Origin of the sequence: Micromonospora sp. HK10 (assembly GCF_000982955.1) — a bacterium.
Classification (GTDB): domain Bacteria; phylum Actinomycetota; class Actinomycetes; order Mycobacteriales; family Micromonosporaceae; genus Micromonospora.
This window is the reverse complement of the sequence record NZ_KQ058719.1, coordinates 1-15,729: the sequence shown is the minus strand read 5'-3', so window position 1 is coordinate 15,729 and position 15,729 is coordinate 1. Positions and strand designations below refer to the sequence as shown.

The 15,729-nt window shown below is 74.5% G+C and carries 15 protein-coding genes and 1 pseudogene; 11 read left to right on the top strand and 5 right to left on the bottom strand.

From position 1 onward, the window contains the following. Positions 1 to 171 precede the first annotated feature (171 nt). Complete coding sequence (locus LQ51_RS07060; protein ID WP_046563885.1) at positions 172 to 1,899, top strand: ABC transporter ATP-binding protein; 1,728 nt, start codon at positions 172 to 174, stop codon at positions 1,897 to 1,899. Between the two features lie 396 nt (positions 1,900 to 2,295). On the opposite strand, the gene LQ51_RS07055 is transcribed toward LQ51_RS07060, so the two are convergent. Genes LQ51_RS07055 through LQ51_RS07045 form a run of 3 tightly spaced genes read right to left on the bottom strand, consistent with a single transcriptional unit; the run spans position 2,296 to position 4,372 of the window. Next, entirely contained in the window at positions 2,296 to 2,895 is a 600-nt protein-coding gene (locus tag LQ51_RS07055; RefSeq protein WP_046563867.1) for a TetR/AcrR family transcriptional regulator, read from the bottom strand. Further along, the gene (locus tag LQ51_RS07050) at positions 2,895 to 3,650 is read right to left on the bottom strand and encodes an ABC transporter permease (protein ID WP_046563866.1); all 756 of its coding nucleotides are present in this window, start codon (positions 3,648 to 3,650) and stop codon (positions 2,895 to 2,897) included. Before LQ51_RS07050 ends, LQ51_RS07055 begins: the two co-directional genes overlap by 1 nt. Next, on the bottom strand, positions 3,647 to 4,372 hold the full coding sequence (locus LQ51_RS07045) for an ABC transporter ATP-binding protein (RefSeq protein WP_046563865.1): 726 nt from the start codon (positions 4,370 to 4,372) through the stop codon (positions 3,647 to 3,649). The genes LQ51_RS07050 and LQ51_RS07045 overlap by 4 nt, the downstream gene beginning before the upstream one ends. 103 nt (positions 4,373 to 4,475) lie before the next feature. Here LQ51_RS07045 and LQ51_RS07040 point away from each other — a divergent pair, with 103 nt between their 5' ends. From LQ51_RS07040 to LQ51_RS07020, 6 genes and pseudogenes are all read left to right on the top strand, one after another. Beyond that, on the top strand, positions 4,476 to 4,865 hold the full coding sequence (locus LQ51_RS07040; RefSeq protein ID WP_052744769.1) for a MerR family transcriptional regulator: 390 nt from the start codon (positions 4,476 to 4,478) through the stop codon (positions 4,863 to 4,865). An 11-nt stretch (positions 4,866 to 4,876) separates the two neighbouring features. Beyond that, positions 4,877 to 5,866, top strand: a complete 990-nt coding sequence (locus tag LQ51_RS07035; RefSeq protein ID WP_046563864.1) for an aldo/keto reductase — start codon at positions 4,877 to 4,879, stop codon at positions 5,864 to 5,866. 159 nt (positions 5,867 to 6,025) lie between these two features. Further along, positions 6,026 to 6,868 (top strand): annotated as a pseudogene (locus LQ51_RS33760) (hypothetical protein); the annotation flags it as partial. A 180-nt stretch (positions 6,869 to 7,048) separates the two neighbouring features. Next, positions 7,049 to 7,483, top strand: coding sequence for a phosphoribosyl-AMP cyclohydrolase (gene hisI, locus LQ51_RS33755; RefSeq protein WP_046563883.1), 435 nt, complete (start codon positions 7,049 to 7,051; stop codon positions 7,481 to 7,483). Continuing rightward, on the top strand, positions 7,480 to 9,033 hold the full coding sequence (locus tag LQ51_RS07025; RefSeq protein WP_046563863.1) for an anthranilate synthase component I: 1,554 nt from the start codon (positions 7,480 to 7,482) through the stop codon (positions 9,031 to 9,033). The genes hisI and LQ51_RS07025 overlap by 4 nt, the downstream gene beginning before the upstream one ends. Then, positions 9,030 to 9,608 carry a Trp biosynthesis-associated membrane protein gene (locus tag LQ51_RS07020; RefSeq protein ID WP_046563862.1) on the top strand — a complete coding sequence of 193 codons (579 nt, stop codon included), beginning with the start codon at positions 9,030 to 9,032 and terminating at the stop codon, positions 9,606 to 9,608. The genes LQ51_RS07025 and LQ51_RS07020 overlap by 4 nt, the downstream gene beginning before the upstream one ends. Here LQ51_RS07020 and LQ51_RS07015 read toward each other — a convergent pair. Beyond that, a complete protein-coding gene (locus LQ51_RS07015; protein WP_046563861.1) occupies positions 9,601 to 9,876 on the bottom strand; it encodes a hypothetical protein in 276 nt (91 codons plus the stop codon). The two genes, LQ51_RS07020 and LQ51_RS07015, sit on opposite strands and share 8 nt — an antisense overlap. 451 nt (positions 9,877 to 10,327) lie before the next feature. On the opposite strand from LQ51_RS07015, the gene trpC reads away from it, so the two are divergent. The 3 genes from trpC to trpA are packed head-to-tail and all read left to right on the top strand — an operon-like array spanning position 10,328 to position 13,201. After that, the gene (gene trpC, locus LQ51_RS07010; protein ID WP_197087549.1) at positions 10,328 to 11,131 is read left to right on the top strand and encodes an indole-3-glycerol phosphate synthase TrpC; all 804 of its coding nucleotides are present in this window, start codon (positions 10,328 to 10,330) and stop codon (positions 11,129 to 11,131) included. Between the two features lie 35 nt (positions 11,132 to 11,166). After that, complete coding sequence (gene trpB, locus LQ51_RS07005) at positions 11,167 to 12,393, top strand: tryptophan synthase subunit beta (RefSeq protein WP_046563859.1); 1,227 nt, start codon at positions 11,167 to 11,169, stop codon at positions 12,391 to 12,393. Between the two features lie 4 nt (positions 12,394 to 12,397). After that, complete coding sequence (gene trpA, locus LQ51_RS07000) at positions 12,398 to 13,201, top strand: tryptophan synthase subunit alpha (protein WP_046563858.1); 804 nt, start codon at positions 12,398 to 12,400, stop codon at positions 13,199 to 13,201. Positions 13,202 to 13,907: 706 nt separating this feature from the next. On the opposite strand, the gene LQ51_RS06995 is transcribed toward trpA, so the two are convergent. Next, complete coding sequence (locus LQ51_RS06995; RefSeq protein WP_052744768.1) at positions 13,908 to 14,501, bottom strand: NUDIX hydrolase; 594 nt, start codon at positions 14,499 to 14,501, stop codon at positions 13,908 to 13,910. 103 nt (positions 14,502 to 14,604) lie between these two features. Between LQ51_RS06995 and lgt the strand changes: the two genes are divergently transcribed. Continuing rightward, a partial coding sequence (gene lgt / locus LQ51_RS06990) for a prolipoprotein diacylglyceryl transferase (RefSeq protein WP_156312995.1) occupies positions 14,605 to 15,729 on the top strand: 1,125 nt, incomplete at its 3' end.

Below are 15,729 nucleotides of genomic sequence, written 5' to 3'. Positions count from 1 at the left end.
AGGAGTGAGCCGGGTCTGCGAGCCCCGCAGTCGCGAACGAAGAGCGACACGGTGAGCGCGAGGAGTGAGCCGGGTCTGCGAGCCCCGCAGTCGCGAGCGAAGAGCGACACGTCGAGCGCGAGCGCGGAGGCGGACCGGCCGGCCGAGGCGACCGAGTCGACCTGGCGGACGCTGCGTCGCGGCCTGGCCCTCTCCCCGGAGCTGCGGACCGGCCTGGCCGGCACGCTGGTGCTGGCGCTGATCTACATGGTCGGCCGGGTCGCCGTGCCGGTGGCCGTGCAGCGCGGCATCGACCACGGCATCGTGGGCGGGCTCGACCTGAACGTGGTGTCGCTGACCGTGATCGCCACCGCCGCGGTGCTGGTGGTCACCACCATCTGCGGATACCTGATGATGCGGCGGCTGTTCACGGTCAGCGAGACCGCCCTGGCGGCGGTACGCACCCGGGCGTTCCGGCACGTGCACGACCTGTCCATGCTGCACCAGCAGTCCGAGCGGCGCGGCTCGCTGGTCTCCCGGGTGACCAGCGACGTCGACCAGATCACCCAGTTCCTCCAGTGGGGCGGCGTGATCCTCATCGTCAACCTGGGCCAGCTCGTGGTCACCACCGCCGTGATGCTCGCGTACTCCTGGCAGTTGACCCTCGTGGTGCTCGTCGCGTTCGCCCCCGCGGTGCTGGTGATCCGGTTGCTCCAGCGCCGGCTCGCCGGCGCGTACGGCCTGGTCCGGCAGCGGATGGGCGCGCTGCTCGGGACGATCGGCGAGAGTGTGGTGGGCGCCCCGGTGATCCGGGCGTACGGCATCGCCGGGCGGACCGAGCGGCGGCTCGACAAGGCGATCGAGGGGCAGCGGCAGGCCCAGCAGAAGGCGATCCGGATCAGCATCCTGGGCAGCTCGGTCGGAGAGCTGGCCGCCGGGCTGGCCCTGGCCGGCGTGGTGGTGGTCGGGGTCAACCTGGGCGTGGACCGTACCCTGTCGATCGGCCAGCTCACCGCGTTCCTGTTCCTGGTGACGCTCTTCATCCAGCCGGTGCAGATCGCCACCGAGGTGCTCAACGAGGCGCAGAACGCGATCGCCGGCTGGCGCCGGGTGCTGGACGTGCTGGACGTCGCCCCGGACGTGGCGGACCCGGGGGAGCAGGGCCGGGAGCTGCCGCCCGGGCCGCTGGACATCCGGTTCGCCGGGGTCACCTTCGCCTACCCCGGCGGGCCGCCGGTGCTGCACGAGGTGGCCGTGGAGATCCCGGCGAAGAGCCGGGTGGCCGTGGTCGGGGAGACCGGCAGCGGCAAGACCACCTTCGCCAAGCTGCTCACCCGGCTGATGGATCCCACCGAGGGTGACGTGCTGCTCTCCGGCGTCCCGCTGCGCGACGTGCGGTTCGACTCGCTGCGCTCCCGGGTGGTGATGGTGCCGCAGGACGGCTTCCTCTTCGACGCCACCGTGGGGGAGAACGTCCGCTTCGCCCGGCCGGAGCTGACCGACGCGCAGCTCACCGCGGCCTTCACCGAGCTGGGCCTGGCCGACTGGCTGGACGGGCTGCCGGCCGGCCTGGACACCGCGGTAGGGGAGCGCGGCGAGGCACTCAGCGTCGGCGAGCGGCAGCTCGTCGCGCTGGCCCGGGCGTACGTGGCCGACCCGGACCTGCTGGTGCTCGACGAGGCGACCAGCGCCGTCGACCCGGCCACCGAGGTACGCCTGCAGCGCACCCTGGACGCGGTCACCCGGGGCCGGACCACGCTGGCCATCGCCCACCGGCTCTCCACCGCCCAGGCGGCGGACGAGGTGATCGTGGTGGACCGGGGGCGGATCGTGCAGCGCGGCCCGCACGACGAGCTGCTCCGGGATCCGGACTCCGTCTACGCCCTGCTCTACGCCTCCTGGCTGGAACAGACCCGCTGACGCGGCCCGCTTTATCCACTCGGGTTGCGGCAGGTCGTGGTGTGCGTTGCTCCCGGTCAGGCCGCCTCGCGGCATGCCGAGTTGGTCATGCCGGGCCGCACTCGACGCAGCTGCAGGCTGGGTGCGCGGTGGTTGTTCCTGTTCCGGCAAACCTGTTGTCGGTCGCTACCAGTCTGATGACCTGTCCGGCTCGGCGGCGCCCGGCGGCGTGTGATGCATTCAGGTCATCAAGTCCGTAGCGGCTCGCGGGCTCCTGCCCCGGCCAGGCCGGTGGTCCGGGCGGCGACCTCGGCCGGGTCCAGGTAGCGCCCGGTCGGGTCCAGGTAGCCCTCGGCCGGGTCCAGGTAGCCCTCGGTGTCGGCGTCCGGCCGCCTGCTGGGTGCGGGGCCCGCCGCCTCAGCCGGCGTCGAGCGGGCCGGTGAGGTAGCGCTGGATGGTCGGGCCGATGGTGGCGACCAGGGTGTCCACCGGCGCGGAGGCGACCGGTTCGAGGCGGATCACGTACCGCATCATGGCCAGGCCGGCGACCTGGGTGGCCACCAGCGCGCCCCGCAGCGGCACCTCGGCCGGGTCCAGGTCGAGCTGGTCGACGACCCGGCGCAGGATCTGGGTGACCAGGAACTCGCGGAGCAGGCGGGCGGTCCACTGGTTGCTCATCGCGGAGCGGAGCAGGGCCACCGCGGCGGGGCCGACCGGGGAGTCCCACACCGTCAGGAAGGTGTGGACCAGCCGCTCGCCGACCTCGTCCCGGCCTCCGGCCAGCACCCGGGGCACCAGCTCGGCGGGGTCCACCGGGATCGCCACGGTGGCCCGGAACAGCTCCTCCTTGGTGCCGAAGTAGTGGTGCACGAGCGCGGGGTCCACCCCGGCGGCGGTGGCGATCGCCCGGATCGAGGCGGCGTCGAAGCCGCGCTCGGCGAACGCCGTCCGGGCCGCCGCGAGGATGGCCTCCCGGGTGTCCGGGTTGCCGGGCCGCCGGCCGGTGCGCCGGGCCATCACCCGCTGCGCCGGCGCAACGTCGCGGCGGCGAGCACCAGGGCGGCCACCGCGGCCGCGGCGACGATCGCCACGTCGCGCCACATCGTCGCGGTCGGATCGGCGTGCGCGCCGACCTCCTGGAGCGCCTCGACGGCGTACGACAGGGGCAGCACGTCGCTGACCGCCTGGAGCCAGCCGGCCATCTCACCGCGGGGCACGAACAGCCCGCAGAGCAGCAGCTGGGGGGCGACCACCACCGGCATGAACTGCACGGCCTGGAACTCCGTACGGGCGAAGGCGCTGCAGAACAGCCCGAGCGCGACCGCGAGCACCGCGTTGATCGCGGCGATCATGATGACGAGCCCGATGCTGCCGGCGGTGGTCAGGTCGAACACCCAGTACGCCACGGCCGAGGCGACGGTGGCCTGGACCACGCCGGCCAGACCGAAGGCGATGCCGTAGCCGAAGAGCAGGTCGAGCTTGGCCAGCGGGGTGGTGAGCAGCCGCTCCAGGGTGCCGGTGGTGCGCTCGCGCAGCATGGCGATGCTGGTCACCAGGAACATGATGATGAACGGGAAGAAGCCCAGCATGATCAGCGCGACCCGGTCGAAGACGGTGGGCTGTCCCCGCGGGGTCGGCTGGTCGACGTACATGAAGTAGACCAGCGCGAGCAGCACGGTGGGCACCACGATGAGCAGCGCCACGGTCCGCCGGTCGTGCCGGAGCTGGCGCAGGATCCGCCCGGTGGTGGCGGCGAGGATGCGCGGGTTCATGAGCTGGCCTCCTGCTCGCTCGCCTTGATCAGACGGAGGAACGCCTCCTCCAGGTCGGTCACGCCGGTGCTGGCGCGGACCGCGGCCGGGGTGTCGTCGGCGACCAGCCGGCCGTCCCGGATGAGCAGCAGACGGTCGCAGCGCCCCGCCTCGTCCATGACGTGGCTGGAGACCAGCAGCGTGGTGCCCGCGGCGGCCATCGCGTGGAACCGGGCCCACAGGTCGGCCCGGAGCACCGGGTCCTGGCCCACGGTGGGCTCGTCGAGGACGACCAGTTCGGGGTCGCCGACCAGGGCACAGGCCAGGGAGGCGCGGCTGCGCTGGCCGCCGGAGAGGTTGCCGACCAGCTGGCCGGCGGCGCCGGCCAGCCCGACGTCGGCGACCGTCTGGTCGGCGTGGGCGTGGTCCCGCCCGTGCAGGGCCGCGAAGTAGCGGGCGTTCTCCCGGACCGTGAGGTCGGCGTACACGCTGGGGGCCTGGGTCAGGTAGCCGACCCGGCGGCGCAGGTCGGCCGCGCCGGCGGGCCGTCCGAGCACGGTGACCGTGCCCGCGGAGACCCGCTGCACCCCGACGATCGCGCGCATCAGGGTGGTCTTGCCGCTGCCGCTGGGCCCGAGTAACCCGGTGACCGTGCCGCGGGGCACCGCGCAGGAGATGCCCTGGAGCACCCGCCGCCGCCCCCGCTCGACCACCAGGTCACGGACCGACACCGCGTCGTCCATGGCCGCCTCCGAAACTCATCAGGTGTTGAACTCAACGGTAGTTGAATTGTGTCCCGCCGCACAAGGTTGACTTCGAGTGCCCTCGAACTGGAAGCCTGGAGGGGTGGACATCAGCACGCGGGAGATGAGCCTCACCGTCGGTGAGGCGGCGGAACGGGTCGGCCTGACCACCTACACCCTGCGCTGGTACGAGCAGGAGGGCCTGGTCGCACCGGTCGGCCGGGACTCGGCCGGCCGGCGGCGCTACACCGAGTCCGACGTCAACTGGCTCTTTCTGCTCACCCGGCTGCGCCGCACCGGCATGCCGGTGCGGGACATGCGCCGCTACGCCGAGCTGGCCCGGCAGGGCGACCGGACACTCGGCGCCCGGCGCGCGCTCTTCGAGGCGCACCGGGGGCGGGTGCTGGCCCGGATGGCCGAGCTGGCGGAGGACCTCAAGGTGCTCGATTACAAGATCGACGCGTACCGACGGGCGGAGGAGGAGCTGTCTTGATCAAGCGACGGATGGGTGCGGCCGGGCCGCAGGTCTCGGCGATCGGGCTCGGCTGCATGGGCATGAGCTACGCCTACGGCGCCGCCGACGATGCCGAGTCGACCCGTACCCTGCACCGGGCCCTCGACCTGGGCATTAACCATCTCGACACCGCCGACATGTACGGCGCCGGCACCAACGAGCGGCTGCTCGCCCCGGTGCTGCGGGCGCGGCGGGACGAGGTCTTCCTGGCCACCAAGTTCGGCAACCGGACCAGCGGTGACACCTTCCGCGGCACCGGCACCCCCGGCGCGTACGTGGACAGCAGCGCGGCCTGGGCCCGGCAGGCCTGTGACGCCTCGCTGGGCCGGCTCGGGGTGGAGACCATCGACCTCTACTACCTGCACCGGCGCAACCCGGACACGCCCATCGAGGAGACCGTCGGCGCGATGGCCGAGCTGGTCCGGGCCGGCAAGGTACGCCTCCTCGGCCTCTCCGAGATCAGTCCCGCGACGCTGCGCGCCGCGCACGCCGTGCACCCGATCGCCGCCGTGCAGATCGAGTACTCGCTGTTCACCCGGGACGTCGAGGCCGAGATGCTGGACACCTGTCGGGAGCTCGGGGTGTCCCTGGTGGCCTACTCGCCGGTCGGCCGGGGGTTGCTCACCGGGGCGATCACCAGCCGCGAGCAGCTCGCCGCCGACGACTGGCGGCGGACCGTGCCGCGCTTCGCCGAGGGCAACCTCGACGCCAACGTGAAGCTGGTCGAGGCGGTACGCGAGGTGGCCGCCGAGCTCGGCTGCACCCCGGCCCAGGCCGCGCTGGCCTGGCTACTCGCCCAGGGGGAGGACATCCTGCCGATCCCCGGCACCAAGCGGGTCCGCTACCTCGAGGAGAACGCGGCCGCGGCCGACATCCGGCTCACCCCGGAGCAGCGCGACCGGCTCGGCGCCGCGGTCCCGGCCGGATCGGTCGCGGGGGAAAGGTACACCCCGGCAGGAATGCGAACGGTCGGGCACTAGGTCCGCACCGGACACCGCGTCCGCCATCCGTCATTGCGGTGAAGATCGGACGTCCGGCACGATGGCTCGGTGGGTCCCGCTCCGCTGCCCGAGACCGGATTCCTCGACGACTGGGCCGCCCGCCTGCGGCAGGCCGCGGACCGTCCCGTCGTCGGGATCATGCTGCGTGGCAGCCATGCCCGCCGGGCCGCCACCGAGCACAGCGACGTGGACGTGGACGTGCTGGTCGTCCTGGACGACGAGCACGTCCACGCCGGCGGAGCGCCGGTCGCCGACGCGCCCCGGGCCGACCCGGGCGCCGACGCAGGCCGGGCCGAGCCGGTCGTCGACGCGGGCCGGGCCGAGCCGGTCGTCGACGCGGGCCGGGCCGAGCCGGTCGTCGACGCGGGCCGGGCCGGACCGGTGCCCGACGTGTCCCGGGCCGAGCCGGTCCCGGGGCGCTTCGGCCGGCCGGAGCTGCCGCCCGCGCCGGCCGGCGCCGCCGCGTACGCCGCCCGGCTGGCCTACCTCGCCGAGTTCGACGGGCGGCTGGTGCACGTCTCGGTGGCCGCCCGCGACGTACGGTCCTGGGTGCACCGGCTCGGCCAGCCGGCGGACTGGGCGTTCGGGCTGCCGGTCACCGCGCCGGCCCAACTGCTCTGGGCGGACCCGGAGTGGCGCCGCCGGATCGACCTGCCGGTGCTCTGCCAGCCCGCCGACGAGCCCCGGCTGGAGGAGCTGATCGGCACCCTGGGCAAGGTGGCCGGCGCCCGCTGGGCCGACGACCAGGTCGGCGTCCGGCTCGCCGCCGCCGACCTGGCCCGGCTCTGCCCGTCCGTGCTGCGGCTGGCCAACCCGTCGGTCCGGGTCGCCTCCCGGCGGGCCGCCCTGGCCGCGGTGCTGGACCTCCCGGTCGCCCCGCCCGGCTTCCGCGACGACATGCTGCTCTGCCTGGGACTGCGCGCCGGCGGCACCGCCGAGGTGGCCGCCGCCGCCGGGCGGCTGGTCACCGGGATCGTCCCGCTGGTCCGCCCGTACCCCGAGGAGATCGCCGCGGTGGCCGGCGCGGACCTGGCCGCCGCCCTGCTCGACGGCCGGCTGGACCGCTACCTGGGGCAACTGACCCGGGCGCTGGACCGCCCGGCGCCCGCCACCCGGGACGCGTCGCCGGTGCCCGGGCCGCGTGCGGGACAATGGTTCACTGTGCCCGCCTCTGACGCGCCGGTGACCGGCGCTCTCGCCAGCCCCGGCCCCGCCGCGCCCCCCGGCCCGGCCCGCCCGACCCGGCTCGACCCGGCCATCGCGGCCCGGCTGCGCCGCACCCCGGACGGCCTGGTGGCCGCGGTGGTGCGCCAGCACGACTCGGGCGAGGTGCTGATGGTGGCCTGGATGGACGACGAGGCGCTGCACCGCACCCTGACCACCGGCCGGGCCACCTACTGGTCGCGCAGCCGGCAGGAGTACTGGGTCAAGGGGGCCACCTCCGGCCACCACCAGTACGTCCGTTCGGTCGCCCTGGACTGCGACGGCGACGCCCTGCTGATCAGCGTCGACCAGGTCGGCGCGGCCTGCCACACCGGGCACCGCACCTGCTTCTTCACCGAGCTGCCGGTCAGCTCCCCGGAGGCGAGGGCATGACCGACGGCCGCGTCAGCCCCGACCCGGACACCTTCGCCGAACTCGCGGCCCGCTGGCGGGTCGTCCCGGTCACCCGCCGGCTGCTCGCCGACGCGGAGACCCCGGTCGGCGTCTACCGCAAGCTCGCCGGCGGTCCCGGCACCTTCCTGCTGGAATCCGCCGAGCAGGGCGTCGGCTCCGCCGGCATGGCCTGGTCCCGCTACTCGTTCATCGGGGTGCGCAGCGCGGCCACGCTGACCGAGCGGGACGGCACGGCGCTCTGGGCCGGGGCGCCGCCGGCCGGCGTACCGGCCGCCGGTGACCCGGTCACCGTGCTCCGGGAGACCGTCGCCGCCCTGGCCGGCCCGGCCTGGGACCCGGCCAGCGGGATGCCGCCGCTGACCGGCGGCATGGTCGGCTACCTCGGCTACGACCTGGTCCGCCGCTTCGAGCGGCTGCCCGAGCTGACCGAGGACGAGCTGGACGTGCCCGAACTGGGCATGATGCTCGCCACCGACCTGGTGGTGCTCGACCACTACGACGGCTCCGCGATCCTGGTCGCCAACGCGGTGCTGCCCCCGCTCGACGCGCCCGGCCGCGAGCCGCTGGTGGCCGCGGCGTACCACCACGCGGTGGGGCGGTTGGACGCGATGACCACCGCGCTGTCCCGACCGATTCCGCCCATGATCTCGACGGTCGCCCGGCCGGGCGTCGGCGACGTGCTGAGCCGGACCCCCGACGGCGGCTACCCGAAGGCGGTGGAGGCGGCGAAGGAGGCGATCCGGGCCGGCGAGTGCTTCCAGATCGTGCTCAGCCAGCGCTTCGAACGGCCGACCCACGCCGACCCGCTCGACGTCTACCGGGTGCTGCGCACCACCAACCCGAGCCCCTACATGTACCTGCTGCGGTTCGACGGGTTCGACATCGTCGGCTCCTCGCCGGAGGCGCACCTGAAGGTGAGCAGCGGCCCCGACGGCCGGCGCCGGGCGCTGCTGCACCCGATCGCCGGCACCCGCCCGCGCGGCGGCACCCCGGAGTTCGACGCCCGGCTCGCCGCCGAGCTGCTCGCCGACCCGAAGGAACGGTCCGAGCACGTCATGCTGGTCGACCTGGGCCGCAACGACCTGGGCCGGGTCTGCCGACCGGGCACGGTCGAGGTGCCCGAGTTCGCCACCATCGAGCGGTACAGCCACGTCATGCACATCGTCTCCACCGTGGTCGGCGAGCTGCGCGCGGACCGGACCGCGTTCGACGCGCTCGCCGCCACCTTCCCGGCCGGCACCCTCTCCGGCGCGCCCAAGGTGCGGGCCATGGAGATCATCGAGGAGCTGGAACCGGTCCGGCGCGGCGTCTACGGGGGCACCGTCGGCTACTTCGGCTTCGGCGGCGACCTCGACATGGCCATCGCCATCCGGACCGCGCTGATCCGCGAGGGCCGGGCGTACGTCCAGGCCGGGGCGGGGGTGGTGGCCGATTCTGATCCGGCCGCCGAGGAGCAGGAGACCCGGAACAAGGCCGCCGCCGTGCTCGCCGCCATCGCCGCCGCCGAGACGTTGCGGCCGGCCCGATGACCGGGCCCGCCGTCGGGACCACCCCGACCCGGTCACCCGCCGTCCGGGGCCGGCGCGAGCTGACGTACGCCGTGCTGCTGAGCCTGGCCGGCGCGGGCCTGGCCTGCTGGGCGGTGACCCGGACCTGGGCGGTCGAGCTGACCGCCCGGGGCTCGCTGCCGGCGGCACGGCACACCCGCACCGGCGCGGACCTGCTGCCGTGGGCCTCCGCGCTGGCGCTGGTCGGGCTCGCCGGTGGCGGCGCGGTGCTGGCCACCCGGGGCCGGGTCCGGCGGCTGCTCGGCGTCCTGCTGACCCTGGTCGGGCTGGCCGTGGCGGCCGGCGGCGGCTACGGCCTCGGCGAGGCCGGGGTGAGCCGGCAGTGGCCGGCCCTGGTGCTCGTCGGTGGGCTGCTCGCGGCGGCCGGCGGGGCGCTCACCGCGCTGCGCGGCGCCGGCTGGCCGGCGATGGGCGCCCGCTACGAGCGACCGGCCCGGGCGGCGGCCCCGGCCGGCGCGGAACGGCCCGCGGTCGAGCGGGGCACCCGGGACGCCTGGGAGGCGCTCGACCGCGGCGAGGACCCGACGGTCAGCTGACCGGCTGGCTGTCCCGCGCGTCGAGGCGCTCACGTGCCGCGGCGCGGGCGGCGGTCAGCTCGGCCACCAGCCGGTCCAGCTCGCGGCGCTGAGCGGCCCGGGCCCGGTCGGCGCAGACCGCCTCCCAGGCGTTGCCCCGCGCGGTGCGGACCCGGCCGTCGCCGACCACGGCGCGTTCGAGGGTGTGCACCACGCCCACCGCGAGCGAGGCGACGGTCCGGGAGATGGTGGTGATGCCGGGAGTCTGGTACGGCCCGTTGCTGGTCATTGGTCACCCCGCACGTGATCGATGGCGAAGTACGGCGACGCGGGCGGACGCCTCGTCGAGTCTGCCCGAGGAGGATGCTTCCGGGCTCGCGTTTCGGCGTCGTGGCGCACAGGTCAACACTCTGCCGGCCCGTCCGAGCTGGGCAGGGTCGATGGTCCTTGAGCTTGGTCACAGCATCGGCGGACGCGGTGCTGCGGAAGCCCGGTGGCCGTGCTGAGATAGGGCATGGGCGGTGTTCGATGGGCAGCGTGGCGCTGCGTGACAACCCGTTCACCAGAAGTCGGTCATCATGCCACAGCCCATTTCGTGAGGAGCGCCATACCCCCGGGACTTGCCGTCAGGCGGCGTTACCTAGCATCGGCCCATGACGCCCGGAGAGGGGAGTCCGTTGGTGACTGCTGAGCATGCGCACGCGGAGGGGGACGACGCCGGGTCGGCGGCGCCCGCAAGCGTGCTCGACGAGATCCTGGCCGGCGTCCGCGAGGACGTGGCCCGGCGACAGGCCGAGGTTCCGCTGGAGCGGATCCGCGAGCTGGCCGCCGCCGCGCCGCCGCCGCTGGACGCGTACGCGGCCCTGCGCCGGCCCGGCGTGGCGGTGATCGCCGAGGTGAAGCGTTCCTCGCCGTCGAAGGGGCGGCTCGCCGAGATCGCCGACCCGGCCGAGCTGGCCGGCGAGTACGCGGCCGGCGGCGCCCGGGCGATCAGCGTGCTGACCGAGGGGCGCTGGTTCGGCGGCTCGCTGGACGACCTCGCCGCCGTGCGGGCCGCCGTGCAGATCCCGGTGCTGCGCAAGGACTTCGTGGTCTCCAGCTACCAGGTGCACGAGGCTCGCGCGCACGGGGCCGACCTGGTTCTGCTGATCGTCGCCGCGCTGGAGCAGAACGTCCTGATGGGGTTGCTGGAGCGGATCGAGTCGCTCGGCATGTGCGCGCTCGTCGAGGTGCACACCGAGGAGGAGGCGGACCGGGCGATGGAGGCCGGCGCGCAGGTGATCGGGGTCAACGCCCGCAACCTGCGTACCCTGGAGGTCGACCGTTCGGTGTTCGAGCGGATCGCGCCCGGCCTGCCCAGCAGCGTCGTCAAGATCGCCGAGTCCGGCGTGCGCGGCCCGCACGACCTCATCCGGTACGCCTCGGCGGGCGCCGACGCCGTCCTGGTCGGGGAGGGCCTGGTCACCCAGAAGAGCCCGCGCGAGGCGGTCGCCGAGCTGGTCAACGCCGGGAACCACCCGGCCACCCCCCGCCCGGTGCGCTGACGCCCCGGCCCGACACGCAGCGAGAGGACCACGTCATGAGCGCTGACGCCCCGGCCGGGCAGCTCCCCGACGCCGCCGGTCACTTCGGCCGGTTCGGCGGCCGGTTCGTCCCCGAGGCGCTGGTCGCCGCGCTCGACGAGCTGGACGCGGCGTACCGCAAGGCGATGACCGACGACGAGTTCCTCGCGGAGTTCGACGCCCTGCTGCGCGACTACGCCGGCACCCCCTCGCTGCTCTACGCGGCCCGGCGCTTCTCCACCGAGGTCGGCGCGCGCGTCCTGCTCAAGCGGGAGGACCTCAACCACACCGGCGCGCACAAGGTGCGCAACGTGCTCGGCCAGGCGCTGCTCACCAGGCGGATGGGCAAGACCCGGGTGATCGCCGAGACGGGCGCCGGCCAGCACGGGGTGGCCACCGCCACCGCCGCGGCCCTGTTCGACCTCGAGTGCGTGGTCTACATGGGCGAGGTCGACACCGAGCGGCAGGCGCTGAACGTGGCCCGGATGCGGATGTTGGGCGCGACCGTCGTCCCGGTCACCACCGGCTCGCGGACGCTGAAGGACGCGATGAACGAGGCGATGCGGGACTGGGTCGCCAACGTTGACAACACCCACTACCTGATCGGCACCGCCGCCGGCCCGCACCCGTTCCCGGAGATGGTCCGGGACTTCGTGCGCGGCATCGGCGTGGAGGCGCGCCAGCAGTGCCTCGACCTCACCGGCGGCCTGCCGGACGCGGTCGCGGCCTGCGTCGGCGGCGGCTCCAACGCGCTCGGCATCTTCCATGCCTTCGTCCCCGACGCCGGGGTGCGGCTGTACGGCTTCGAAGCCGGCGGCGAGGGCGTCGAGACCGGCCGGCACGCGGCCAGCATCACCGGCGGCTCCGCCGGGGTGCTGCACGGCACCCGGACGTACGTGTTGCAGGACGAGGACGGCCAGACCATCGAGTCGCACTCGATCTCGGCCGGCCTGGACTACCCGGGCGTGGGTCCCGAGCACGCCTGGCTGCACGACAGCGGCCGGGCGACCTACCAGCCGGTCACCGACGACGAGGCGATGGCCGCGTTCGAGCTGCTCTGCCGCACCGAGGGGATCATCCCGGCGATCGAGAGCGCGCACGCCCTGGCGGGCGCCCGCCGGATCGCCCCGCAGCTCGCCGCCGAGCTGGGCCGGGAGCCGGTCATCGTGGTCAACCTCTCCGGCCGGGGCGACAAGGACGTGCACACCGCCGGCGAGTACTTCGGCATCCTCGACAAGGAGTGAGATCGTGAGCCGGATCGGGGTGGCCTTCGACAAGGCCCGCGCCGACGGGCGGGCCGTCCTGGTCGGCTGCATGCCGGCCGGGTTCCCCACCGTCGAGGGCAGCATCGCCGCCATGAAGGCGATGGTCGAGGCGGGCGTGGCCGTCATCGAGGTGGAGATCCCCTACTCCGACCCGGTGATGGACGGCCCGGTCATCCAGCGGGCCAGCGACATCGCGCTCGCCGGCGGCGTACGCACCGCCGACACGCTGCGCATCATCGAGGCGGTCGCCGCGACCGGCGCCCAGGTGGTCACCATGACCTACTGGAACCCCATCGAGCGGTACGGCGTGGACGCGTTCGCCCGCGACCTGGCCGCGGCCGGGGGCACCGGCCTGATCACCCCGGACCTGATCCCGGACGAGGCCGACGAGTGGCTGGCCGCCTCCGACGCGTACGGCCTGGACCGCACCTTCCTGGTGTCGCCGTCCTCCACCGACGCCCGGCTGAGGATGACCGTCGAGCACTGCCGCGGCTTCGTCTACGCCACCGCCGTGATGGGGGTGACCGGCGCCCGGGCGCAGACCTCCCAGGCCGCCCCGATCCTGGTCTCCCGGCTCCGCGAGGTCACCGACCTGCCGGTCGGCGTCGGCCTCGGCGTGGGCACCGGTACGCAGGCCGGCACCGTCGCCGGCTACGCCGACGGCGTGATCGTCGGCAGCGCGCTGGTCCGCTGCGTGCTGGACGCCCCCGACGAGTCCGCCGGCCTGGCCGCCCTGCGCACCCTGAGCGCCGAACTGGCCGACGGAGTGCGCAACCCGGTTCGCTGACGCCCTCACCCGCAGACGTCACCTCAGCGATCTCTCCCGCGCGCAGCCGCTGCTCGACCCAAGCCATCGGCCCGCGTGCAGCCCCTGATCGCGCTGATCCGCGTGCGGGTTGTTCCGTGCGCTGGCCGTTGTCCGGGTGCGGGCCGTCGGTTCGCGTCCGCGCGCGGGTTGTTCGGTGTGGGCCGTTGTCCGGCGTGGGCCGTTGGTTCGCGTGCAGGTCGCTGGTCCGCGCGCGGGTTGGTCCTTTTGGGCTGTTGTCCGGTGTGGGCCGCTGGTTCGCGTGCAGGTCGCTGGTCCGCGCGCGGGTTGGTCCTTGTGGGCCGTTGTCCGGTGTGGGCCGTTGGTTCGCGTGCAGGTCGGTGGTCCGCACGCGGGTTGTTCCGTGTGCGAGGCCGATGTCCGATGTGCGGGCCATTGGCTCATGTATTGCTGCACGGCTCCTTTCGAGTTGAGTCGTTTTCGACATCACCGGGCGCCGGTGCGGCCCGATGCCGTTGCCGTCGGCGCCGCGCCGGCGCCGGTCCGCGCCATCGATCCCAGTTCAACGACCTGTGCTGTGGTGGCCGAGCAGGAGACGGCGACGGCGACGGCGAAGCGAGCGGCAAAGCGAGCGGCGAAGCCAGCGGCGGTCCGAGTCGTTTACGACATCAGATCGAAAGGCGCTGAAGGGGCACGTGGCTCCCCGCCGGGATCGGCCTCGCGGGTCTCAGCGGTTGCTGGTCGGCAGCTCGCCGGCGAGTCGCTGACCAGGGGTAACCGCCGAACCGGTCGGTTCTGCTGCGCCTGTCGGGTCCGTCCCGCCGGTCGGGTCAGTCCCGCCGATCGGTTCCGGTTCGGTGGTGCGGTCGGTCTCCGGGGGTGGCTCGCGGAGCACGCCGGAGCGGCCGGCGAGGGCGTCGGCGAGGGCGGCCCGGGTGGTCGGGGTGAGCGTCGCCGGGAGCGCGTCGGGCGGGTGCCAGGCCAGGTGGCAGCCGCCGGGCGGGGCGGCCGGCGGGTGGTCGGTGCGGATCCGGGCCCGGAACACGTGGACCAGCACCTCCGTGGGGACCCCGCAGTGGCCGGCCGGCGGCGGGGGTGCCGCGGCGCCGAGGCGGTAGAGGCCGACCAGGTCGACCAGGTCGACCTCCCAGCCGGTCTCCGCGCGGATCGCACGGACGGCGGCGGTGAGCGGGCTCTCGTCGCGGCGTGGCCGGCCGCCGGGCAGCGCCCACCGTCGGACGCCGCCGGACCGGCGGCAGAGCAGCACCTGACCGCGCTGGTCGATGACGACCGCGGCGACCGCCCAGCGGAGCGCGCTCATGGACAAAGAGCGTACGGCGGTGCAAACCCCGAGTCATCCGGCTCGCAGAGCCGGCCGGACCGGGGTGCCGCCAGGGGCCCTCGCAGCGGTAGCGTGTGCACCCGTGACCCTCGCCCCGATGACCCCACTCGCGGCCCTGCCCAGCCCCAGCACCGCCGTCTGGCAGCTCGGACCCGTTCCGGTCCGGGCGTACGCGCTCTGCATCATCCTCGGCATCGTGGTCGCCTGCGTGGTGACCGAGTACCGGCTGCGCCGGCGTGGCGTCGCCCCCGGCGCGGTGCTCGACATCGCGGTCTGGGCGGTGCCGGCCGGCATCATCGGGGCACGGATCTACCACGTGATCACCTCGCCGGAGAAGTATTTCGGCGCGCACGGGGAGCCACTGAAGGCGTTCGCCATCTGGGAGGGCGGCCTGGGCATCTGGGGCGCGGTCGCCGGCGGCGCGATCGGCGCCTGGATCGCGGCCCGGCAGCTCGGCATCCCGCTGACGGTGGTGGCCGACGCGCTGGCGCCCGGCATGCCGCTCGCGCAGGCGGTCGGCCGGCTCGGCAACTGGTTCAACAACGAGCTCTACGGCGGCCGGACCAGCCTGCCCTGGGGGCTCGAGGTGCACGTGATGGACCCGGACAACCCCGGGCACGCGCTGCGCGACCAGGCCGGCAACCCGGTCCTCCAGCCGGGGCTCTACCACCCCACCTTCCTCTACGAGGCGCTCTGGAACGTCGGCGTGGCCGTTCTGGTCTTCGCCCTCGACCGGAAGCTGCGGCTCGGCCGGGGCCGGGCGTTCGCCCTGTACGTGATGGGCTACACCGCCGGCCGGTTCTGGATCGAGCTGATGCGTACCGACGAGGCCAACCACATCCTCGGCCTGCGGCTCAACGTGTGGACCGCGGCGCTGGTCTTCCTCGGCGCGCTGATCTACTTCGTGCGGGTCCGGGGGCCCCGCGAGTACCTGATCCCGATCGGCGGCCCCGCCGCTCCGGTCCCGCCCGCCGGCGGCGACGTGTCGCAGCTCGACCTCGCCGCCGCCGAGGCCGGCTCGCGCCCGGCCGTGCCCGAGGGCTACCGGGTGGTGAGCGAGGAGCAGTTCGACGCGTACCGGGATACCGGCGCCCTGCCCGACGAGGAGCCGGCGGCCGCCGACGCGGCCGGCGGGCCGGCGGAGGTCGCGGCGGACGCGGCGGACGCGGCGGACGGGACGACCGCCGGCGAACGGGCCGGCGACGCA